This is a genomic window from Steroidobacter agaridevorans (genome assembly GCF_009932555.1).
Classification (GTDB): domain Bacteria; phylum Pseudomonadota; class Gammaproteobacteria; order Steroidobacterales; family Steroidobacteraceae; genus Steroidobacter; species Steroidobacter agaridevorans.
This window is the reverse complement of record NZ_BLJO01000001.1, coordinates 892,256-913,694: the sequence shown is the minus strand read 5'-3', so window position 1 is coordinate 913,694 and position 21,439 is coordinate 892,256. Positions and strand designations below refer to the sequence as shown.

The 21,439-nt window shown below is 62.0% G+C and carries 23 protein-coding genes and 1 pseudogene; 13 read left to right on the top strand and 11 right to left on the bottom strand.

All coding sequences use genetic code 11. From position 1 onward, the window contains the following. Positions 1–242 precede the first annotated feature (242 nt). Positions 243–827, top strand: coding sequence for a pyridoxamine 5'-phosphate oxidase family protein (locus GYH35_RS04010; protein ID WP_161827697.1), 585 nt, complete (start codon positions 243–245; stop codon positions 825–827). 312 nt (positions 828–1,139) lie between these two features. Then, a complete protein-coding gene (locus GYH35_RS04005) occupies positions 1,140–1,736 on the top strand; it encodes a YfaZ family outer membrane protein (RefSeq protein WP_161814414.1) in 597 nt (198 codons plus the stop codon). Here the strand turns inward: GYH35_RS04005 and GYH35_RS04000 are convergent. The 3 genes from GYH35_RS04000 to GYH35_RS03990 form a co-directional block, all read right to left on the bottom strand. Further along, on the bottom strand, positions 1,733–2,731 hold the full coding sequence (locus GYH35_RS04000) for a diguanylate cyclase (protein WP_161827696.1): 999 nt from the start codon (positions 2,729–2,731) through the stop codon (positions 1,733–1,735). The two genes, GYH35_RS04005 and GYH35_RS04000, sit on opposite strands and share 4 nt — an antisense overlap. Before the next feature lie 116 nt (positions 2,732–2,847). Continuing rightward, positions 2,848–3,045 carry a hypothetical protein gene (locus tag GYH35_RS03995; RefSeq protein ID WP_161814412.1) on the bottom strand — a complete coding sequence of 66 codons (198 nt, stop codon included), beginning with the start codon at positions 3,043–3,045 and terminating at the stop codon, positions 2,848–2,850. An 88-nt stretch (positions 3,046–3,133) separates the two neighbouring features. Then, positions 3,134–3,982, bottom strand: a complete 849-nt coding sequence (locus GYH35_RS03990; protein WP_161814411.1) for a helix-turn-helix domain-containing protein — start codon at positions 3,980–3,982, stop codon at positions 3,134–3,136. A 126-nt stretch (positions 3,983–4,108) separates the two neighbouring features. Here GYH35_RS03990 and GYH35_RS03985 point away from each other — a divergent pair. After that, positions 4,109–5,299, top strand: a pseudogene (locus GYH35_RS03985) (cytochrome P450); the annotation flags it as partial. 736 nt (positions 5,300–6,035) lie between these two features. On the opposite strand, the gene GYH35_RS03980 reads toward GYH35_RS03985, so the two are convergent. Further along, a complete protein-coding gene (locus tag GYH35_RS03980) occupies positions 6,036–6,221 on the bottom strand; it encodes a hypothetical protein (RefSeq protein ID WP_161827694.1) in 186 nt (61 codons plus the stop codon). 69 nt (positions 6,222–6,290) lie between these two features. Here GYH35_RS03980 and GYH35_RS03975 point away from each other — a divergent pair, with 69 nt between their 5' ends. Beyond that, positions 6,291–7,172 carry a LysR substrate-binding domain-containing protein gene (locus GYH35_RS03975; protein ID WP_161827693.1) on the top strand — a complete coding sequence of 294 codons (882 nt, stop codon included), beginning with the start codon at positions 6,291–6,293 and terminating at the stop codon, positions 7,170–7,172. A 47-nt stretch (positions 7,173–7,219) separates the two neighbouring features. Further along, positions 7,220–8,455 carry a DUF763 domain-containing protein gene (locus tag GYH35_RS03970; RefSeq protein ID WP_161814407.1) on the top strand — a complete coding sequence of 412 codons (1,236 nt, stop codon included), beginning with the start codon at positions 7,220–7,222 and terminating at the stop codon, positions 8,453–8,455. Here the strand turns inward: GYH35_RS03970 and GYH35_RS03965 are convergent. Then, positions 8,448–8,960, bottom strand: a complete 513-nt coding sequence (locus GYH35_RS03965) for a YybH family protein (protein ID WP_161827692.1) — start codon at positions 8,958–8,960, stop codon at positions 8,448–8,450. The genes GYH35_RS03970 and GYH35_RS03965 overlap by 8 nt on opposite strands. Positions 8,961–9,160: 200 nt before the next feature. Between GYH35_RS03965 and GYH35_RS03960 the strand changes: the two genes are divergently transcribed. After that, entirely contained in the window at positions 9,161–9,976 is an 816-nt protein-coding gene (locus tag GYH35_RS03960) for an SDR family oxidoreductase (RefSeq protein ID WP_161827691.1), read from the top strand. A 3-nt stretch (positions 9,977–9,979) separates the two neighbouring features. On the opposite strand, the gene GYH35_RS03955 is transcribed toward GYH35_RS03960, so the two are convergent. Together GYH35_RS03955 and GYH35_RS35220 are read right to left on the bottom strand one after the other, a co-directional pair. Further along, positions 9,980–11,122, bottom strand: coding sequence for a methyltransferase family protein (locus tag GYH35_RS03955; RefSeq protein ID WP_161814404.1), 1,143 nt, complete (start codon positions 11,120–11,122; stop codon positions 9,980–9,982). A 50-nt stretch (positions 11,123–11,172) separates the two neighbouring features. Beyond that, positions 11,173–12,258 carry a glycoside hydrolase family 11 protein gene (locus GYH35_RS35220; protein ID WP_308683776.1) on the bottom strand — a complete coding sequence of 362 codons (1,086 nt, stop codon included), beginning with the start codon at positions 12,256–12,258 and terminating at the stop codon, positions 11,173–11,175. 250 nt (positions 12,259–12,508) lie between these two features. Here GYH35_RS35220 and GYH35_RS03945 point away from each other — a divergent pair, with 250 nt between their 5' ends. Further along, entirely contained in the window at positions 12,509–13,732 is a 1,224-nt protein-coding gene (locus tag GYH35_RS03945; protein ID WP_161827689.1) for an RtcB family protein, read from the top strand. A 2-nt stretch (positions 13,733–13,734) separates the two neighbouring features. Continuing rightward, a complete protein-coding gene (gene rtcA, locus GYH35_RS03940) occupies positions 13,735–14,745 on the top strand; it encodes an RNA 3'-terminal phosphate cyclase (RefSeq protein WP_202624069.1) in 1,011 nt (336 codons plus the stop codon). Here rtcA and GYH35_RS03935 read toward each other — a convergent pair whose 3' ends face one another. Beyond that, positions 14,746–14,952, bottom strand: a complete 207-nt coding sequence (locus GYH35_RS03935) for a DUF6494 family protein (protein ID WP_161827688.1) — start codon at positions 14,950–14,952, stop codon at positions 14,746–14,748. It abuts the gene before it with no gap. Positions 14,953–15,016: 64 nt separating this feature from the next. Further along, positions 15,017–15,628 carry a VOC family protein gene (locus GYH35_RS03930; RefSeq protein ID WP_202624068.1) on the bottom strand — a complete coding sequence of 204 codons (612 nt, stop codon included), beginning with the start codon at positions 15,626–15,628 and terminating at the stop codon, positions 15,017–15,019. 155 nt (positions 15,629–15,783) lie between these two features. Here GYH35_RS03930 and GYH35_RS03925 point away from each other — a divergent pair, with 155 nt between their 5' ends. Next, positions 15,784–17,175 carry an alpha/beta hydrolase family protein gene (locus GYH35_RS03925; RefSeq protein WP_202624067.1) on the top strand — a complete coding sequence of 464 codons (1,392 nt, stop codon included), beginning with the start codon at positions 15,784–15,786 and terminating at the stop codon, positions 17,173–17,175. A gap of 249 nt (positions 17,176–17,424) precedes the next feature. Here GYH35_RS03925 and GYH35_RS03920 read toward each other — a convergent pair whose 3' ends face one another. Next, entirely contained in the window at positions 17,425–18,063 is a 639-nt protein-coding gene (locus tag GYH35_RS03920; protein WP_161814399.1) for a glutathione S-transferase family protein, read from the bottom strand. A 165-nt stretch (positions 18,064–18,228) separates the two neighbouring features. On the opposite strand from GYH35_RS03920, the gene GYH35_RS03915 reads away from it, so the two are divergent. Beyond that, positions 18,229–18,570: a hypothetical protein gene (locus GYH35_RS03915; protein WP_161814398.1), complete on the top strand. Its 342-nt coding sequence runs from the start codon at positions 18,229–18,231 to the stop codon at positions 18,568–18,570. Here GYH35_RS03915 and GYH35_RS03910 read toward each other — a convergent pair. Beyond that, positions 18,567–19,577 (bottom strand): pyridoxamine 5'-phosphate oxidase family protein, encoded by a 1,011-nt coding sequence (locus GYH35_RS03910; RefSeq protein WP_161827687.1) that lies wholly within the window; start codon positions 19,575–19,577, stop codon positions 18,567–18,569. The genes GYH35_RS03915 and GYH35_RS03910 overlap by 4 nt on opposite strands. Before the next feature lie 77 nt (positions 19,578–19,654). On the opposite strand from GYH35_RS03910, the gene GYH35_RS03905 reads away from it, so the two are divergent. The 3 genes from GYH35_RS03905 to GYH35_RS03895 are packed head-to-tail and all read left to right on the top strand — an operon-like array spanning position 19,655 to position 21,435. Beyond that, on the top strand, positions 19,655–19,921 hold the full coding sequence (locus tag GYH35_RS03905; RefSeq protein ID WP_161814396.1) for a GIY-YIG nuclease family protein: 267 nt from the start codon (positions 19,655–19,657) through the stop codon (positions 19,919–19,921). Positions 19,922–19,965: 44 nt separating this feature from the next. Further along, positions 19,966–21,099, top strand: coding sequence for a DUF1615 domain-containing protein (locus tag GYH35_RS03900; protein ID WP_161827686.1), 1,134 nt, complete (start codon positions 19,966–19,968; stop codon positions 21,097–21,099). A gap of 54 nt (positions 21,100–21,153) precedes the next feature. After that, a complete protein-coding gene (locus tag GYH35_RS03895) occupies positions 21,154–21,435 on the top strand; it encodes a YheU family protein (RefSeq protein WP_235936689.1) in 282 nt (93 codons plus the stop codon). Positions 21,436–21,439: the final 4 nt, after the last annotated feature.

Genomic DNA, 21,439 nt, shown 5'->3' with positions numbered 1-21,439 from the left:
CAAGCGGACAATTGTCTTCGATCCGATCGAGTCAGCTGCCGCTCATCCGCCATTCTTATCCACCAATACGCAGCCTCCTGTGAGACCAGGCGGAGCTTCTCATTGGGCTTTGGCGATTCCATTGCAGGTATGACCGGTCGAGCTCTGAGAGTGATCCTCAATGTCAGAGGCTGCTCCAGCGCCGAAGAACTGAATCCACAATGGGCGTAAGATGGGCCTCGATCTGATACGGGAGGCATCCCATGACGATGTTTCACGACGGCAACCGAGAGTTGCAGCAGCACTTTGCTTCGACGGCGCTGGCCGATCGCCTGGTGGAACGACTGCGCCACTCCGAATTCACCGATGACGATCGGGAGTTCATCCAATCGGTAGAGTTCTTCTTTCTCGCCACCGCGGCTCCCGACGGTCAACCGGATTGTTCCTTCAAAGGCGGGCCGCCCGGCTTCGCGCGCGTCGTGCGGCCCGATCTTCTGGTTTGGCCGGACTACGACGGCAACGGGATGTTCAAGAGCCTTGGAAACATCGGCGTCAATCCGTTCGTGGGCTTGTTGTTCATTCGAATGGGCGCGGCGCCCAAGCGTCTGCGCGTCAACGCGAGAGCAGAAGTCGTGCTCGACGACCCGCTGATGCAGGAGTTCACGGGCGCACAAGCGCTGGTCCGCGTCACTCCAATCGACATCTTTCCAAATTGCCCGCGTTACATCCCCGATCTCGAGGCGGGTAAGCCGTCGCCCTATGTTCCGCGCGAGGGCGAGCCGCCCGTCGAGCCTGGGTGGAAATCGAATCCGGCGTGGAAAGAAGTTGTTCCACCGCGAAGGGGGTGAGCGACCAGACGTTTCAGGTTCGGAATGCTTACGAACGCCATTCATCCTCGATGTGCTGAGCGTCTCGAACCGCGGGCGATGAATAACTCACCGTTGCGCTGCGACGCGCGGACAGTGGAGCCCGTGCCGCGCCCTTGTTCTACCGAGCGCCGCTTAGGTGGATTCAAGGTTCCCGCTCGGTTGCATGGGCAGCGGATCCCGTCCTTGTACTTATAAGTCTCGAATCGCGCCTGCACCATCCCGCGTTGCCGGAACCTTTCTTTTCGCAACTCATTGGCTATGCATCCGGCCATCATGAGATGGAGAAGAAACATGCGAAGCTGTCTCGGATTCCTGGTGCTCATGGCGGCCGCCGGCAGCGCCGCCGCGCAGAGTGAAAACCCGGGAGATATTCCTTCCGGTCACGAAGCCCAGGTGCAGCTGAGTAATGACACGCTGCAGCTCAAATACATTTCCGGCGGCAAGAAGGTGGGCGTCGACAACAGTCGTTTCTCCGGCGCCTTCTTTCTGAGCGAAGAGCGCGACATCGTGCTCAGCGCGGGGCTGGTGTTTCCGGTGGATTTCGATTTCGGCCGGCTCAGCGTGCTGGTCGGACCGCAGGCCTATGCAGCGCTGCTGAACGATGAAAACAACGACGTGATGGCGTTGAGCCTGGGCGCGGAGTTGCGCTTCGTCCTCGATAAGGATCTGGACCTCGCAGTCGCAGGCTACGCCTACTATGCGCCCGATATCACGACGTTCGGCTCTGCGGACAGCCTCACCGATCTGAGCGCGCAGGTGGAGATTCCGCTCTCGGATAAAATGAAGGGATTCGCGGGGATGCGCTGGTTCGAGTTCGATCTGACGGAAGGCGGCGGTTCGCAGACGCTGCAGGAGGAAATCTTCGTCGGAATCGGCTATCGCTTCTAGCTCGACACTTCGAGCAAGGTGCGAGGCTCGGTGGCTGGAGCCACCGTGACCTGATTGCGCCCGAGCCGCTTGCTTTCATACAAACCGCGATCGGCTTCATCGAGCACGTCCAGGGTCGTCTGCGGCTCCATGCTGACGCGGTTCGACAAACTTCCAATCCCGATGCTGACCGTGACGCGCAGCTTGCCCGCCGCCGTGGCAAACGGCGTGCTTTCGATGGCTGCGCGAAGTCGCTCTGCGACGATAGCGGCGTCATCGCGACTGGTGTGAGGAAGAACGGCCGCGAATTCCTCGCCGCCAATCCGCGCGAGCACATCGTATTCGCGAGGTAGATGCTCCCTCAACGTCGCCGCGAGACGTCGCAGGACTTCGTCGCCCACATGGTGGCCGTACTGATCGTTCACTTGTTTGAAGTGGTCCGCGTCGATGAGCAGCACCGAGATGGGCTCGCCAAAGCGGCGTGCGCGCTTGAACTCGGCGTTGAGCCTTCGATCGAAGGTGCGGCGATTGGGCAGTCCCGTCAGGGCATCGGAAGCGGCCTGGCGAGCCTTGCTTTCCAGGGTGCGACGAAGGCGCTGTTCGAGTGTCACGATGCGCTCCGCCACCCGCAAACGTGCGCGGAGCTCGGCCGGAGGCGCGCCCTTGTGGAGATAGTCATCCGCGCCTGCATCGAGCGCCTCGACCACACCGTCCTCCTGGTCGTGGCCGGTCATCACGATGATATAAACATAGCCGGGCCACTTGCCGGTGCGCAGCTTCCGACACAGCGACAGGCCGCCCATGCCGGGCATCTGCACGTCCGTGATCACGATCGGGCAGAAGAATTTCCGCATGTCCTCGAGTGCCGTCTCGGCATTCGGGCAGGAGCGGGTCTGGAAGCCTTGCTCCTGGGTGTAGATGTTTACTAAGTCCTGAATGGCCTCATCGTCGTCGACGATCAGAATCGTCGGGCGCGACGCCGAGCTGAGCAGCGGAATCGAATCTGTCGGCTTCATTCGTGCGGCTTCGTGTTCTTGCGCTCCAAGAACCGCGATTATCGCCAGCAACGGATGTCAACGCCATGAACGGCGCTGTCTGCATACGCTGACAGGAAGAAACTACAGGACGTAAGTCATGCGGATCCGGATCGTCTGAGATCGCGAAGGAACGCGCAATCGACAGCGGCTTGAGGGGAGTGGCCTTCATCGTAGAAGGTGCGCCACGAATCCCAGTCGATATCGCCGTCCTTCACATCCCTCAACACTTCGCCAAAGTCGAATCGGATGATGGCGACCACACTGGCGCGCCACTGAAACCATGAATATTGCATCGAACTCACAGTCATCGCAGGGGACAGCCCCGCGATAACTGTACCAGCCTCCGGTCGCGAGGTCAGTCGTGTGCAGGTTACATGGGGGTTATGGCGCGAGCGGTCGATTGACCTGTCGGAAATGCCCGGGCGTGACGCCGGTCACCGCCCGAAACGCCGCCGAGAAATTCGATGCCGCACTAAACCCGAGACGGGCGGCGATTTCTTTCAAAGGCAGCTGGGTCTCCGTCAGGTACGACTGCGCTTTCGCGATCTGCGCCACGCGCAGATAGTGGCCGATCGATTGTTTGGTTTGCTCACGAAACAACTTGGCGAAGTAACGTTCGCTAAAGCCGCATGCGGTCGCGAGCGCGGCGACGCTGGGCGCCTCGTGATTCAACTGGCGCAGATAGTCGTCGATGATGCGGAAGTGGCGAGGCGTCAGTCTGCCGCGATCCCGATGATGGCCCTCGACGAGTAATGCGTGCGCGCACTCCAGTAGCACTGCTTGTCCCAGCGATTCCACCAGCGCAGTGCTGATGAAACTTGGCGAGAGCACTTCGGCCATGAGCCTCGTCATCAGGGCCGGCAACAAAGTGCTCGGCACGCTCAGGCAGCCCTGCGAGTGCGACCGTGAGAGATCGATCAAGCCGCCGATGATGCCTTCCGAATGCGACCGCTCGTAGTAGCAGGAGACCAGCCGGACTCTGCCAGGCTTGCGGGTGCGGCCGAACACTGGTGTGTCCGGCGGCGTGAAGACCACGCGCCCAACCTGTTGCAGCCCGCGACGGCGGCTGCCCAGATAGCTTGCCTCGATGCGGCTGCGACCGCCGGCCAACACCAGTGTAATTGCCGGGCGGTCGACCGACATCATCGTCTCGGCCGCGCGCTTCCAGGAAAACTCGCTGACCTGCACTTGGACGCTCGGCGCGCTCAGGCTTGCAATCGGGTTCGCCATGGCGGTTGCAACGTGGTGGAAGTCGAAAATCATAATAACCGGCCGGTCTCATAACGCCGCCGCGAATAACCTATATCTGCGAGTGCGCAGGGCAGACGCCTGCGGTCAAGACAGAACGGGCTGGGAATGCTAGGGGCGAGCGCCATGGCTGTATATTACGATCCGTATCATCCCGACATCGTCAAGCAACCCTATCCGGTGTATCGACAGCTGCGCGACGAGGCGCCGCTGTACTACAACGATAAATATGATTTCTACGCGGTCAGCCGTTATCAGGATGTGCGCAAGGGGCTGCTGGATCATCGCACCTTCATCTCCAGCCGCGGCGGCATTCTGGAGCTGATCAAAGAAAACGTGCCCATGCCGCCGGGCACCTTCATCTTCGAGGACCCGCCGCGACACACGATGTATCGCCAGACCGTGCAGCGCTTGTTCATGCCGCGGCGGATGAATGGCCTCGAGCCGATGGTGCGGGACTTGACCGCCAAGGTGCTCGAGCCGCTGCTCGGGCGCGACGAGTTCGATTTCATCGCCGACATCGGGCGACAACTTCCGATGCGCGTCATCGGCATGCTGCTGGGCATCCCCGAGCAGGATCTGCAACAGGTGCGTGAGATCACCGATTCGAAAATGCGCACCGAGCAAGGCAAGCCGCTCAACTATGAAGGCGGCTTGCAGATGGAGCAGAGCTTCGGCGAATACATCGACTGGCGCGCGAAGCACCCCGGCGACGATGTGCTCACCGAGCTGCTGAACGTCGAGTTCACCGATGATCTTGGGGTCAAGCGAAAGCTGACGCGTGAAGAGCTGATCACGTTCTTCAACGTGCTGGCCGGTGCGGGCAATGAGACCACCAATCGATTGATCGGCTGGACGGCGAAGACGCTCGCCGAATATCCGGAGCAGCGGCGCGAGCTGGTGCAGGATGCTTCGCTGATTCCGGCTGCCATCGAAGAAGTGCTGCGACTCGAGCCGCCGGGGCCGCATGTGGCGCGCTACGTCGCCAGCGATGCCGAGTTTCAAGGCAAGACCGTGCCCGCGGGCAGCGCGATCCTGTTTCTGGTCGGCTCGGCCAATCACGACGAACGCGAGTTTCCCGATCCGGATCGATTCGCCCTGCACCGGACCCGAGCGGCGCACGTCACCTTTGGCTACGGCATCCATACCTGCATCGGTAATGTGCTGGCGAGGCTGGAAGGTCGTATCGTCTACGAGGAACTGCTCAAACGCATTCCCGAGTGGGACATCGCCATCGAGCATGCCAGCCTGCTGCCCACATCCACGGTGCGAGGTTGGGATACCTTGCCTGCGTATGTGAACGCGCGCGGCGCGAGCAAGATCAAGGCACGCGCCGCCGAGCCGGTTGCTGAAGCTTCGCTCGCGGCACCGACCTCAGTTGCAGGCACGTGGATCGTCACGGTGAAAGGGCCGACGGGTCCGATGGATAGCACGCTCACGATCGAATCCGCCAATGGCGCGTTGAGCGGCACGCGCCTGGCGATCCAGCGGCAGCCCCATCATCTTCAGAAAGACCTGAACGGGCAGGGGCTCGGCGATCGAGGTCAGGAAGTCGCAATGGCCCTGATCTTTCACGGCGTCGATCAACGAGTCGGCGAGGGCGCGAATTTCTTCTCGTTTACCGACCGCCGACTTGGGAGAGAAGGTGGCCTGCAGCGGGCCTCGATATTTGCCGTGCGCGGGCGGATCGAGCGTGATCGGGATTTGCTGGGGAATGTGACGGCCGATCTTCTCTTCCAGCGCCGCGAATCTCGCCATGCCCGCGGCGTCGGCCGGAGAGCTGGAGAATGTTTCTGGATCGCGTGACACTGTGAACACTGCCGCGTGTCCGATGGCCGCCCAGTGGCCGCCATTGTGAGGCGTCCAGATCACACCGTTCGGCGCGCGTCTCAGCAGATCTCGAACGCGCTCGTGCGGATCGCGCAGCAGCTCCGGGTCCTTGAACATATCGAAATCGCAGACGGCGGCGTCGGGCACGTGGTCGGGCTTGGCGACCGGATGGATGCCTCTCATATCGCACTCCTTGGCGGGCGTATCAAACGTCGTTGAGATCGCTGTCCTCGGGCATTCCAGTGCCGCGATAGTGCGAAGTCAATGACAGCAAGCGACACGCCGTTTCATCCATTTCGTCGCCCGCGATACGCGGAGCCGCGGGCGGCCGACGTTGCTGGAACGTGACGAGTGTGGCTAGATCCGCGATTACCTGCGCCAGGAAGTCCATGGCTCATTGAACCGGCGCGTCCGCTTCCGCTCAAGCAACATTGCTGGCCGGCTGCCATAATCTGAACTTATGCCAACTTCGCAACGCCTGCCGTCGCTGCATACCTTGCATGTTTTCGAAACCACAGCCCGGCGCCTGAGTTTCACACGCGCGGCTGAGGAACTGCATCTCACTCAGGCCGCGGTAAGCCGGCAAATCCGGCAGCTCGAGGAAGCGCTTGAGCAGCCTTTGTTCATTCGCATGCACCGGCGTGTCGAGCTCACTCCCGTGGGCGAGCGCTTGGCTGCCGATCTGTCACACAGCTTCATGCAGATCGCACGCTCGGTTGCACAGGCACGGGGCGAGACGCGCGAACGATTGCGGCTCAGCGTGGAACCTGCTTTCGCCGCTCGGTGGTTGTTGCCGCGTCTGCCGCGATTCGTGGCGAGCGAGCCGCAGATCGATGTGGAGGTCGATTCCACCGAGATCATGCGGGAGCTGGGCAGCGAGACCGATATGGCGATTCGCTACATCGAAGGTCCGCGACGCAGCCCGCAGCGGAGCGCCATCCTGGTGGAGGAAGTCGCGATGTTTCCAGTGCTCGCGCCATCGCTGCTACGTCCAGGCCAGAGCCTGCGGACGCCGGAGGATCTGCTGCAGTATCCGCTGCTCCATGAGGATGAAGACCGCTCCTGGCAGGCGTGGTTTCGAGCGGCCGGCCTGCCGGGTATTTCGATTCCGCGTCGCATGCGATTCAACGACGTTGCGCTGGTCCTGCAGGCCGCGGCGAACGGTCACGGCATCGCGTTGGGTGACGATCTGCTGGCGGGCGACGATTTGAAAGCGGGCAGGCTGATCAAGCCCTTCGAGATCACCGCTCCCTGCGGCACTTATTGGCTGCTCGGCGGGTCATCGCGGTCCCGCGCGAGGCGGACGTTTCGCGATTGGTTGGCGGAGCAACTGACGCACTAACCTTTGCAATCGACAGCCATCGGCGCAGGCGGTAACTTGGCCGGTCGATGGGCAAACGAACCGGCAGCGCAGATCTTCCCCTACACGGCGGGCACGTTCCGCCCTGGCTGTCCGCGCGCATGGCCAAACTTGGACGGGTCATCGTCGAAGCGGTCGTGCTGGAGTATGGGCGGGACGAGTTGCTGCGCAGGCTGGCTCACCCGTTCTGGTTTCAGTCCTTCGGCGCGGTCATGGGGATGGACTGGCATTCCTCCGGCATCACGACCAGCGTCATCGGCGCGCTAAAACGTGGGCTCACACCCGTGCAGCAGGAGCTGGGCATTTACGTCTGCGGCGGCAAAGGTGCGAAGTCCCGAGACACCCCGCAAGAGTTGACCGCTGTTGGCGATCGCACCGGACTGGATGCGACGCCTCTTACGAATGCGAGCCGCCTGGTGGCGAAAGTCGACAGCGCAGCCGTGCAGGATGGCTATGACCTTTATCTGCATGCGTTCATCGTGAGCACCGAAGGTCGCTGGTGCGTCGTTCAGCAAGGAATGAATGAGCAGCGACGCGAGGCTCGTCGCTATCACTGGCTCTCGGAGAATCTGCAGAGCTTCCTGGACTCGCCGCACTCGGCCATCGAGGGGCGCAACCAGGGTTCGATCATCAATCTCGCGGATGCCCGAGCCGAAAGGAATCGACGCGCCGGACTCGAGCTCGTGCATGCCGGCCCGGACCGGCCCGTCACGTTGTTGAAGCGATGGCGCGATTCGGGGAACACGGCGCTCAGTCTGTTCCCCGAGTTGGAGCCGGCGCCCGAACCGCATTTGCGCTTGCCCGCCCATCACGAGGTGCGAGCATCGGACGTCGTACTCAGACGTTTGCATGCAGCGCTCGCCGCGGCGGCAGATCGTGGTCCGAAAGATTTCGCGGATCTGCTGCTCACGCCGGGCGTCGGTGCTCGGACGGTTGCAGCGCTCGCATTCGTTGCTGAGGTCCTGCACGGCGCGCCGTCGCGTTTCACCGATCCAGCGCGCTTCTCGATGGCTCACGGGGGCAAGGATGGCCATCCATTCCCGGTGCCCTTGAAGGTTTACGATCAAACCATCCGAGTGCTCAAGGACGCGGTCGGTCGGGCGAAACTCGGCAACGACGAGCGACTCGCCGCGATTCGCCAGCTCGATGCTCAAGCGCGCGCGTTGGAAGGGCAGGTCTGCGGGCCGAGCTTCGACGAGTTCATCTCTGAAGAACGCGCGAACGCCGCCGAGTACGGCGGCCGGACAGTGTTCGACCCTAAATAGGATTTGCGAGCGCGGCTGCTTGCTCGAGGGTGATGCTGCCCACTAACGGATCGGCGTGGCGATGCGCCAGCCGCCAGCCGCTTCCTTCCCGGCGATACACCAGAGTGACGCGCAGCGCCCAAGGCTGGGGCGGCAAGCCGCCGACTTCGACATGGGCTCGTTCGATGAGCGCGAGCACGACCATGTCCGACGAGCCATAGGCCGCAATCACTTCCTGCTTCAGCGTGCCGTTCCTGAAGAAGCGCCCCATGGCGCTCATTCGCTCATCGGTGAGCTCGGCGCGATGCGTCGGTTTGCCGCCGAAAGGAGCCATGATCGTGAAGTCGTCGGTGAAGGAGATCAAAGCTCGATACTTCTCGATGTCCCCTCGCATCAACGTGGCGTTGGATTCTTCGGAGAGCTTGATGAGCTCTGCGATCGTCTCGTTCGTGCCGGTGGCGGCAACGTCGAAGGAGGTCAGGGCGGCACCGGCGGCAGCCAGGACGGAACGGCGGGAGGCAGGCATGGGTGCGCACTCGAATTCAACTGGAGTCGCGACGGTAGCGGGGTCCTGCCGGCGGTCGAACTGTCTTTGGTTATCCCCGGGCGCCGACCCGAGTCTGGAGGTCCGGATACATTCGGATACAGACGGGTGCGCTGGCGACATCAACCGTATACATGCGCACGTTTGAATACGCCTCACCGGGTTATCGGACGAGGACGAGCATGAAGACGGTATTCATTACGGGTGCGAGCAGCGGCTTGGGCAAGCTCACCGCGGCCTACTTTGCTAAGCAAGGCTGGAATGTGGCGGCGACGTTGCGCAATCCCGAGGTCGACACCGAGTTGCGCAAGCTGAGCAATGTGCGGTTGATCAAGCTCGACGTAACCGACGTTGAACAAGTGAAACGCGCCGTCGACGAAGCGATCCAGGCCTTCGGCTCGGTGGACGTGGTCGTCAACAATGCGGGTGCGGGCTCTTACGGGCCGCTCGAATTCGCGAGCGAGGAGACCATCGACTGGCAGTTTCGGCTGAATGTCCGTGGCCCGATCAACGTCATGCGCGCATTTCTCCCACACTTCCGTGCTCGTCGACGCGGGATGTTCATCAACATCAGCTCCTTCATGGGCCTGACGACGGTCGTGCCCACGGGCTCGCTGTACAACATGTCGAAATTTGCGCTCGAAGGACTCACCGAAGGGCTGTACTACGAGCTCGCGCCGCTGGGTATCGAGCTGCGCCTGATCGAGCCGGGCGGGTCGCGCGGCAATAACTTCAAGCACAACATCGTGTTCAACGCCAACCCGGACATTCGCGACTACGACGCGATCGTCAACAAGGTGCAATCGCTATTCGAGGCCACGCCCGAGGACATGCTGGACGATCCGCAGACCATCGTGGATGCGATCTATGCGTCGGCGACGGGAGCGAACCAGCAATTTCGCCAGGTGGTGGGCAACCAGGGGCAGGGACTGGTCGCGCTTCGCAAAGAGTTGCCCATCGAAGAATACCTGGAACGAATGGCGGCAATGTTCCGGTAGCCACTACCAGACGCCGGGAAAGAAGCGCCAGCGAACTTTCCGGGCGTACTCCGCGTAGCCGTTGTCGAGGAGCCGCAAATGCCGCTCTTCGGTGACGGCGCGCAATGCATAAATTGCCGTCCAGCCGAACAGGGCGAGCAGCGAATACGCGAATGTTTGCCAGTGGCCCGCGGCGAGCGTGGTTCCGAGCAGGGGTAGGGCTCCAAGGCACCATGCGAGATTTTTCGCCGCATAGCCCGGATGTCTGACGAACGCATAGGGACCGTGCGTCACGATGCCGCGATTCGTGAGATTGCTGGCTTTGAAGCCGAGCGCAATGGAGGCCCAGGAGAAGATGCCGAGCGCCATCAGCACGCCGATGTTGAGAGTGAAATGCAGGAAGTCGCTGCGGAACTGCGGAAAGTCGCTGCTCTGCCATTCCAGAAAGCGCAGCGTGAGATCGTTGAACGGCGGATAACAGGCCAGGCAGATGAACCAGCCGAAAAACGTCGGATCCACGGAGCGGATGCGATTGCCGAGCGCGGGCAGCTCGATGATGTAGCCGAGTGTAAACAGCAGTGTGTCGACGAACAGGATCAGCTGAAAGGCGGCCCAGAACAGCGAGGTGTCGAACAGCTCGCGCCCGGACAGGCCGCCTTGCGTCCCATCGATGAGCTGAAACAACGACCCGGTGAGATTGGCGACATGAACCAGGCACCAGTTGATCATCAGCGGCGCAAAAAAGAACTTCAGCAACAACGCCAGGCCTGCCTGTCGAGCGAGTGGCGAGAGCTGCGGATTCGAGCGATCACGGCGCAACGCGAACCACACGCCCTGCGCAAATGTGAATGCCTTCGAGCGCATCCAAGGGTAGGCGGCGTAGTACGGAATCAATATCGCTGCATAGATCGCGATCAACGTCACGAACAGTGCGTGCACCGTGATGACCAGGTCGGCGCCGAACAGGCCGAGCTGCCACTGACCTTGCAGCATCGAACGATGGAAATTGCTGAGTTTCGAAACGATCCAGTACGACAGGCCGATGAAGGCCAGTGTCGACAGGTAGTTCGAGACGAAGCGCCCGCTCCACAGCCTCGCGAGCAGGCTGTAAAGAAGGGTGGACGGGGATCCACCCTTGGCAGGGACCACGCGAACTTCGGCGTTCATGCTTCGCGAGTCAGAGTTGCATCGTTATCGATCACGGATCCAGACCGGACTCAGGGAGTATTGCCGTAGCCAATGGCGCCATTGCAATGCATCCACTCGCTGTTCGAGCCGCCGCCACAACTGCCATTGGCGTACAGCCCGGTGTTGTAACTTTGCGCTTCGGACTGACGGGTCTGGCCGTTCACCTGGATGTAGTCGACCTGCACGTCGCGGTTGCCGCTGTCGTTGGTGTAAGCAACCGTGATGCCGCCGCTCAGCGTCGTCGTCGCAGTAAAGTTTTGCATGCCGGTTGAGAGCGACCAGGTCGCAACAGTGCTGTTGTTGACGCGGAGGGAGATGGATTCTCCGCCAACCGTGCCGCGTGCGCGCACGAGAATGGTCTTGCTGCCGCCGCCACCGCTGCTGCTACTACTGCTACTGCTACTGCTACTGCTACTGCTACTGCTCGATGACGATGAGCTGCTGCTGCTACTGCTACCGCCATCGCCGACAGTGATGTCGGAGCTGCCGCTGCTTTGATAGCCCTCGGTCGCCATGATCATGTAGTTGAACGTGCCGAGATTCAGCCCGTAGCTGCGCCAGGCATCGAAATGATTGCCGGTGGTGATGGTGCCGCCGACCCGTTTCTGCTGGCGCACGCTCCAGTACTGATAGAACGTTCGCGTGCCTTCGATGGAGGGCTGATTGACCCGCTGGGTGCGATAGACATCGTACGTGCCGCCATCGCTGGTGACGGTGCCGAGGTAGCCTTCGCCACCGGGCGGGCGCCACGTGCCCCAGCTATCGACGATGTAATATTCCACCAGCGGATTGGTCGTCCAGCCATACAGCGCGAGATACGAATTGCCCGACGGATTGAAGCTGCCCGAATAGGTCACATTGCGGCGTCCGCCGGTCTGCCAGCCTTTGCCGCCGACCCAGTTGCCGACATTGCTCCATTGCGACGTGTAACGTCCGCCGGATTGCAAGGTGAAGGAAACGGAGCCGCCGCCGTCGGTCCAGAACGAGTAGTAATAGCCGCCGTGAGTGCCGGTTTGACTCTGGGTCAGAGTCTGGGCGTTGGCGGCCGAAGTGCATAGCGCGGCAGCGCAGGTGAGTGCAGAGAACAGCGTGCCGGCAACGGAAAATCTTCTCAAGATTCCATTCATGGAAAGTCCCCCTTTCGTTGTGGCGTCAATGTAAAACAGGCGTTCGATGTGCTGTTTGTTATAAACCTCCTTGAATTTTGTTACCGCTACCTTTCGGGCGTACTTATCCGCCGGTCGAGCCAGCGTGTCAAGCGCCGCTGCGAATGTATCGAGAGATATAAAATGCCGAACTGGGCTCGGGTCGCAGGAGTTGGGTGTCGTCGGCGCCGGAATCGGCTCGATTACAGGGGCGAAGGTTATGAGCGAGAAGAATCACGACACGATGAACGTCGAGGGTGGCGCGCACGTCAAGATGTGGACGCAGGGCGTGCCGGTCGAAAACGAGGCCAGGGAACAGCTGCGCAAGACGGCCAAGATGCCATTTATCTTTCATCACATCGCGGTGATGCCAGACGTGCACGTCGGCAAGGGCTCGACTATCGGCAGCGTCATTCCGACCGTGCAGGCGGTGATTCCTGCGGCGGTGGGCGTCGACATCGGTTGCGGCATGATCGCGGCCAAGACCACGTTGAAGGCTGCGGATCTTCCCGACAACTTGAGCGGCGTGCGTTCGGCGATCGAACGGGCCGTGCCGCATGGCAAGTCGCCTGGACGACGGGACAAGGGTGCGTGGGGCGACGACCCTCCGCAGAACGCGGATTCTGCGTGGTCCAAGCTGCAAGAGGGCTTCAAGCGCATCACGGACAAGTACCCGCGCCTCGAGAAGACGAACAACCGTGCGCACCTCGGTACGCTCGGTACTGGCAACCATTTTGTCGAAGTTTGTGTCGACGAGGAACAGTCGGTGTGGTTCATGCTCCACAGCGGATCGCGTGGCGTCGGCAATGCCATCGGTACGCACTTCATCGAGCTGGCGCGGCAGGACATGCAGCAATGGATGATCAATCTGCCGGACCGGGACCTGGCCTATTTCCCGGAGGGCACGCAGCACTTCGACGATTACGTCGAGGCGGTGGAGTGGGCGCAGAACTTCGCGAGATTGAATCGCGAGGTGATGATGCAGAATGTGATCGCGGCCGTGCGCAAGGCGATTCCGAAGCCGTTCGAAAGTCACATCGAGGCGGTGAACTGTCATCACAACTATGTGAGCCGGGAACATCATTTCGGCCGCGACGTCCTCGTGACCCGCAAGGGAGCCGTGAGCGCGCGAAAGGGCGAGCTCGGCATCATTCCGGGAAGCATGGGGGCGCGTTCGTACATCGTGCGCGGCCTCGGCAATGAGGACAGCTTCCATAGCTGCAGCCACGGTGCGGGGCGGACGATGTCACGAACCGAAGCTCGGAAGCGCTTCACGGTAGAGGAGCATCGTGCGGCAACGGCGGGAGTGGAGTGTCGCAAGGACAAAGAGGTGATTGACGAGACGCCCGCTGCTTACAAGGACATCGACGCGGTGATGAACGCCCAGCGCGACCTGGTCGAGGTGGTCCATACGTTGAAGCAGGTCGTGTGCGTCAAGGGATGAACATGATCGAGATCGATGGCGCCAAGGGCGAAGGCGGCGGGCAGATGTTGCGCTCGTCGCTTTCGCTGGCCATTTGCACTCAGCAGCCGTTCCGGATTACCAACATTCGCGCCAATCGCGATAAGCCGGGGCTGTTGCGCCAGCATCTCACTGCGGTCAAGGCCGCGGGGGAGATCTGCGATGGAGAATTGATCGGCGCCGAGATCGGCAGCCGAGAGCTGACGTTCAAGCCGGGCCGGTTGAAGGGCGACAATTATTCGTTTGCCATCGGCACGGCGGGCAGTTCGACGCTCGTTTTGCAGACGGTGCTGCCGCCATTGTTGACCGCGGAGGAGCCAAGCGTCGTTCGCATCACGGGCGGAACTCACAATCGCGGTTCGCCGCCGTTCGACTTCCTGCAGCGAGCGTTCTTGCCGGTCCTCGCACGGATGGGGGCGCAGGTAGAGCTCGAGCTGCGGCGTTACGGTTTCTATCCGCGAGGTGGCGGCGAGATCGTCGCCAGGATCACTCCGTCTGCTTTGTCGGCACTGACGCTGATGGAACGGGGCGATCGAGTGCGAGCCTACGCCGAAGCCTACGTGGCGGCGTTGCCGATCGATATCGCGCGGCGCGAGTTGGAGGTCATTGGCCATCGGTTGAATTGGTCGCAGGATCAGTTGTTCGTGCGCGGGCTGTCGAATGACATGGGGCCGGGCAATGCAGTGACGATCACGGCCGAGCACGAGCATGTCACTGAAGTGTTCACCGGCTTCGGCGAGCGCGGCGTTCGAGCAGAGACTGTCGCGGGTGGCGCAGTCGACGAAGCTCGCAACTACATCGCAGCGACCGCCGCGGTCGGCGAGCACCTGGCCGATCAGTTGCTGTTGCCAATGACGCTCGGGCAGGGCGGGTCGTTCACGACCACGATGGTCACGGAGCATCTCCGATCGAACGCATCGATCATCGAGACGTTCACGCCGAAGCGCGTGTCGATCAGCGAGGCTGAGAGTGGCTTCCTGGTGCGTGTCCGGTGATCATCCCAGCTCGATCACACCGTCGAACACGACGTTGAGCTTCACGCCTTCGAGCTCCAGCGTCATCCGGGCGGGGAGGGTTGCGGTGCCTGAAATCCTGCCCTCCTGGATCGCCTGGGCCACTGCCTGCTCGATCTCGCGTTGCGAACCGACGCCGACCATTTTCAAAAACTTGCGAATGCTGAGATTGAAGGTTTCGTCGTTCATGAGTGGCTCCAGGCGCGTGATGGACTCGAGCAGATAACGCGCCGTCCCGGGGAGTGGTTGCCGGTCAGGTCGGCAGGGGTTCGCCCGTCTGCTCGCGAACCAGGTAATCGGCGTACCAGTCGGGCCAGTTTTTATCGCGCTCTCCGGTGCGTTTCTCATGCTCTCCATGGGCAGCTTCCGCGCGCCGCAGCGCTTTAGCGAGCTCGCCCGCCGACGTGAACCTGGTACCTGCATCGACGCGTCCGGGAAGGCGAGTGGTGACTTCTTGCAGCAGCCAGGTGTTGCCGTCCGGATCGCGGAACGTTGCAAAGGAAGCGTAGCTGCCTCGCTCGGGATGAATGCCCGGGCGAATGGGTTGTCCCGGGCCCTGACGATGCGCTACTTCGCTGACCTCGACGCCCAGTTCGATCAAGCGGGCGCGCACTGCCTGAATGTCCGAGACGACCAGAAACAATCCGGATGCCGAGCCGGGCGTGGCTTCAGTGAGGCCCTTGCCGAAGTGCACCGAGCACGAGGAGCCCGGCGGTGTGACCTGCACTCCTCGAAAAGCATCGCCGACGACGAAATCGCCATCGAGCCGCCAGCCCAGCTGGGTATAGAAGCGCAGGGCGCGCTCGACATCTGCCACCGGGATGACGACGACTTCCAGCTTCATGATTTCGGGTGCGGTGCTCATGTGGGCTCCTCGGAGGGGAACGGACCGACTCCGGCAACGTAGCGAAACTGGCGCGGGCCGCGATTAGACCAAGGGGGCATCGACCTGGGCTGCAACCTTTGGCGGATGTGCCGCGTCGTAGGTCGCATCCGCAGCGAACCTGGAAGGTTGTTCTCATGCATTGGATGATCCCTATCTCGATCGTTGTGCTGGCGCTCGGCAGCACGCGAGCAATCGCTGCTTCACCTTCGAATCCCATTCCTTGCGAAGTCGGCAGCTATGCCATGGCGGACGGGACCAGGCTGGACATCGCGCCCAGCTCCGAAGGCAAGTTGCGATGGAGATTTCTCGACGGCCGCACCGGCGCGCTGACTTCGCAGGGAAAGGGGCGGTGGGCCAGCAAGCTGGGCTGGACCGATCGCGCCGACGGACATCACGTCACGTTTTCCGATTGCAAGCGGGGTGAGATTCGATTCGACGAAATCACGGGCAAGCGCCAGGCTTTGATTCAAATCGACACGCGTTTTCAAGGCAGCGGTGTCGAGCTGGCCGGGCGATTGACGCTGCCGCCGGGGCAGGCGCGAGTGCCCATCGTCGTATTGATTCATGGCGCCGAGCATTCATCGGCGCTCGAGGATTATTCGTTGCAGCGGCAGTTCGCGAGCGTCGGCATCGGCGTGTTCGCCTATGACAAGCGGGGCACGGGCGCGTCGGGCGGGCGTTACTCGCAGAATTATTTGTTACTGGCGACCGATGCAATTCACGCCGTGCGTGAGGCGCGGCGTCTCGCCGGCGAACGCGCAGGACGAGTTGGATATCAGGGTGGCAGCCAAGGAGGCTGGGTGGCGCCGCTGGCTGCGCAAATCGAGCCAGTCGACTTCGTCATCGTGAGCTTCGGGCTGGCGGTCTCGCCGCTCGATGAAGATCGCGAGGCGATCCAGTTCGACATGGAGCGTGCCGGCTTCGGGCCCGAGATCGAGGTCAAGGCCCTGGAGATTGCCGATGCCACGGCGCGAATCGTCGAGAGCAACTTCACTGAAGGCTACGAGCAGCTCGCCGCCGTGAAGCGCAGGTATGGCAACGAGCCCTGGTTCAAGTCGGTCCGCGGCAACTTCACCTGGTATCTGCTGGCCGGGTCGGAAGAATCGATACGGAAGGAAGGCCCACCCTTACTCGAAGGCGTACCGGCTCGCTACGACCCGATGCCAGTGTTGTCGAATCTCGACGTGCCGCAGCTGTGGGTCCTGGGAGGACAGGATCGCGACGCGCCGCCACGGCAGACACTGCGTCGGCTGGAGGCCCTGAGAAAAGCCGGTCGGCCAATTACGGCGGCTGTTTTTCCCGACGCGGATCATGGGATGTATGAGTTCGAGACGCAGGCGGATGGCGAGCGCGTGTCGACACGCCAGCCGCAGGGCTATTTCCAGATGATGCAGGACTTCATCGAGGGCAAGCCGCAGGCTCCGGGCTATGGAAGTGCGGAGCTGCGAGGCGGCAGCACGTGGATTACAGAGCGCCGAAGCCCCGAACGGCCAGCCACGACGCGCCCACCCACACCGCGCCCTTGACGAACAGGGCCAGGAACGTGGCGCGTGCAACGCCTTTCACCCACGTGGGCGGGTTGTGGAAAGTAGCGGCGACAGAAGCGGCAATCGGCGTATGCATCGCGTGAGTTCCTCGAGCGCAATAGGAAACTGCGAACGAGCATACGAGCGGAGTCCGTGCAGCAAACATGGTCGTACGGACCAACGACCCCTACGGCCGGATCTGCGATTTGCTCTACGACATCGCCTTAACCGGATCGACCACAGCGGGCGCTAATTTCTCCAGTCCGTCAGGCCCTCGCGGTCGTTGACCTCGATAAATGCAGGGCGGGAGCGCATGCGATGGATGTAGGGCGCGAGATTTTTCCAGGCGGTCGCCGGTCGCGGCATGTTTCGCGACCAGCGCATGACCATGGTGGCGAGGAAGTCGGCCGCGGTCAGTTCACTGCCCATGATGTAAGTGCGACCGTCGGCGAGATGCGCATCGAGCCGGTCCCATGCACCTTCGATTCGACGTCGCGCGAGCGCCTTGACCGCGTCCGCGTCCGCAGGATCGCCATCGGTCTGGGCATAAAACCAATCGCGCTTGGCGGGCAGCACCGTGTTCGCGAGGAAGATCATCATCTCGAGCCAGTCGGCGCGACCGGGCGCTCCCGGCGACGGCGCGAATTTCTTCTCTGGATGACGCTCGGCGAGCAACATCAGCAGCCCGGCGGATTCTCCATGCGCCTTGCCGTCGACGATCAGGGTGGGAATGCGTCCGGTGGGATTCACACGCAGATACTCCGGCGATTTCTGCGCGCCGGCATCGATGCTGACCAGCTTCGCCTCGAACGGCACGCCGAGCTCGATGAGCATCCAATGCACCGCCAGGCTGGCGGACCCCGGCGAGTAATAGAGCGTGTAAGTCATGGCGATATCGTTCCGGGAAATGTCGATGCGGAAGTTTAGCCCAGCGACGTGCCCGAACTACGGACCGAAAGCGCCATCGTTGCGGCCAGAGACGGTCATCGAGGCGGGGGAACCGTTGTCCGAATTGGGTGTTACAAGTCAAACCGAATCGACGAGGACCGCACCATGGCGCAAGCACGGGACAGCTCCATCCTGGCCAGCTCACTTTGGATGATCCTGATCAGCCTGGTGCTGTTCTTTCTGCCGGCCATCAACGGCCTGATCGGCGGCTGGGTGGGTGGCTACAAGGCGGGATCGGCGGGGCGCGGGGTGGGTGCGGCGGTGTTGCCGTCGATCGTGGTCGGCGCGGCGCTGTGGATCATGTTGGCTTCGTATGGCCGTCCGCTGCTCGGTTTCTTCGGCGGAATGGCGGTCGGCTTGTGGGCGCTGATCTCGAGTGTGAGTTTGTTGATCGGCGCCGCCATTGGCGGCGTGATGGCGCCGGACCGCTCGGGCCTGCGGCTTTAGTAGAGATTCTTTTCATAGTCGTGGTCGAGCCCTTTGCGCATCATGCCCGGGATCGACACGCTGGCCCGGGCCAGGGCCGCCTCTGCGCCGCGGACCCGGCTCAGCTTGATGTGAGCTTTGAATATCTCCGCGGGTTCGAGGCCGGTGGCGGTCTGCACCGCCGGCCAAAGTCGTGCGCGAGACAGGGCTTCGCTTCTACGCAAGATACATTCGGTTTGCTCGATTCGGGTCACGAGCTTCGGGGTTTTCTCGTTCACCGCAAACGATGCGCGTACCGCTTCATCGGTGGACACACTGGCGACGCCCGTAACGAGCATGACGTCCAGCGATCCTGGAATCACCGCCATCGCCGCGATCCGCGGTTGGGTCAAGATGTTCCGAAAGCTGTCGACGCGGCGGTTGCCCGGACGATCCGGGTACCACACAGCCTCCTGATGCGCTTTCAATAACGCGCCGGCTGGATCTCCCTTGGGGCTCACATCTGCGCGGCCGTCCTTGTCGATGGTGGCCAGCGCCATGAAGCGGCTTTGCGCGACGAAAGCGGCAGCATCGGCAGTCACATTTCCATCGATAGGCGTTGCGCTCCAGAATCCCGATCGCATGAAAGCCTTGGCGCAATGTAAGTAGCATTCTGCCACTGCGACACCGATATGACCGTCGGAGACGCTGCGAACACGTCCATTGATGCGCAACGTTTCATCGATCCCGGGCACGAGGAAGAGCGAACCGAGGCCTTGTCCTTCACGCGCCAGGCCGGGATCGTCGAGCAGCGACCGGGGCAATTGAATGGACTGAGGATCGGTCACGCGCAGGAAGCCCGTTTCACCGCCGCCCGCCGTCACCCGGATTCCGCCGTGATCGCCAACAGCCGCAAACATGAACGGCGCAGCCGCGAGCCAGCGCAGGGCGTTGTCGTCGAGGTAATCGATGACTTTCAAGTCGCGCGGGGCGGGCAGTTTGCCAACGTGGCCTTGCAACGTGTCGAGATCGGTGACCAGGTCGTTCACGGCGTTCCTTCGTCCTTCGGCGGCGGCAGTCGAGCGCAGTTTGCCCGAATCGGCGATACATGCGGTAACCTCTCCGTATGACTCAAAGCTGGTGGGTTTATTTGCTCGTCTGCCGTGATGGCCGCACCTATGCGGGCATCGCGACCGACGTTGCTGCCCGTTTCGAAGCTCACAGCCGTGGCAAGGGCGCGAAATTCACGCGCTCGAATCCGCCCGTTCGCGTGCTCGGCGCGCAAGCCTTTGCCACCAAGTCCGAGGCGATGAAAGCGGAAGCGGCGTTGAAGAAGCTCGACCGCCCGGCGAGGCTTGCGTGGGCGAGGCTGACTTGGGCAGGGATGCCCTGATGCAGCGGGCACATGGATGTGCAGGAGCTGCCGGAAGTCAGCACATGACCGGACCGTTACGCCGCAACTCGCTCCGTTGCCGCCGGTTCGGCGCGGTGGCCGTCTCACTGTGCATGAGCCTGATCGCGAGCTGTATGAATCCGCCAGTGCGCGAGCCGGCCATCGATCCGGATGTGGCGCGGGCCGAGATCGCCAAGCGCATTTCTCCCACGGTCAAGAATCGCGACGGCTGGGCGATCGACATCTTCGCCGCGTTCGAGGCGCTCTCGATCCGTCCGACCTCGGAGAACATCTGCGCGGTGATCGCAGTGACCGAGCAGGAGTCCACGTTCCAGGCCACTCCAGCGGTGGCGGGGTTGCCAGCCATTGCGCGCCGTGAGATCGATGCGAGGGCGGCACGTTACAAGATTCCAAAGTTTCTGGTGGATGCGGCGTTGAGCGTGCAGTCTCCGGATGGCAAGAGCTATCGCGAGCGGCTGGACAAGGTCAAGACCGAGCAGGAGCTGAGCGAGATCTTCGCCGACTTCATCGGCATGGTGCCGCTCGGCGGACGTTTGTTCGGCAGCTTGAATCCCGTTCGCACCGGCGGCCCGATGCAAGTGAGCATCGCGTATGCCGAACAGCACGCCGATCGGAAGCGCTATCCCTATCCCATGCCGGGCAGCGTTCGCGAGGAGGTGTTCACTCGACGCGGCGGCATGTATTTCGGCATCGCGCATCTGCTCGATTATCCCGTGAGCTATCCGGGCATGGTGTATCGCTTCGCCGATTTCAACGCCGGCCACTACGCCAGCCGAAATGCGGCGTTTCAGAGCGCCATCGCCAAATTGTCCAAGACGAAGCTGGCTCTCGATGGTGATCTATTGATCGAGGGCTCGAGCGCGCCGAGCAAGACGGAGCTGGCGATTCGCAGCCTGGCCGGTGAGCTGGAGCTGGACGACCGTGCGATTCGGCGGGACCTGGAGTTGGGCCGTGAGCAGGCGTTCGAAGACAGTAGACTTTTCAAGCGAGTGTTCGCGTTGGCTGACAAGAAACTGAAAGGCTCAGTGCCACGCGCGCTCGTGCCTAACATCCGTCTGGAAAGCCCCAAGATCACACGCAAGCTCACCACCGAATGGTTCGCCAGGCGCGTCGACGATCGCTACCAGAAATGCCTGGCCCGAGGCCGCGCCAGCTGAGCTGACTTGGGCATGGATGCCCTGATGCAGCGAGCGCATGGACGTGCAGGAGCTGTGCTATCGTCGCGTATGCCGTTCGATCCCTCCCTCCCGTACTCCGACGACGAAGATCTGACGCCCGTGGCAGTGCCGCACACCGAGCTGTCGGCCGATGCGCTTCGCGGCGTCATCGAATCGTTCGTGTTGCGTGAAGGTACGGAGTACGGCGAGCGCGAGTTCACGCTCGAGGAAAAGCTGGCGCACGTGATGCATCAGCTCGAGCGGGGCGAGGCGCAAATCATGTTCGATCCGCAGTCGAATTCGGTCGACATCGTGGTCACCCGAAAGCTCAAGTAGATTC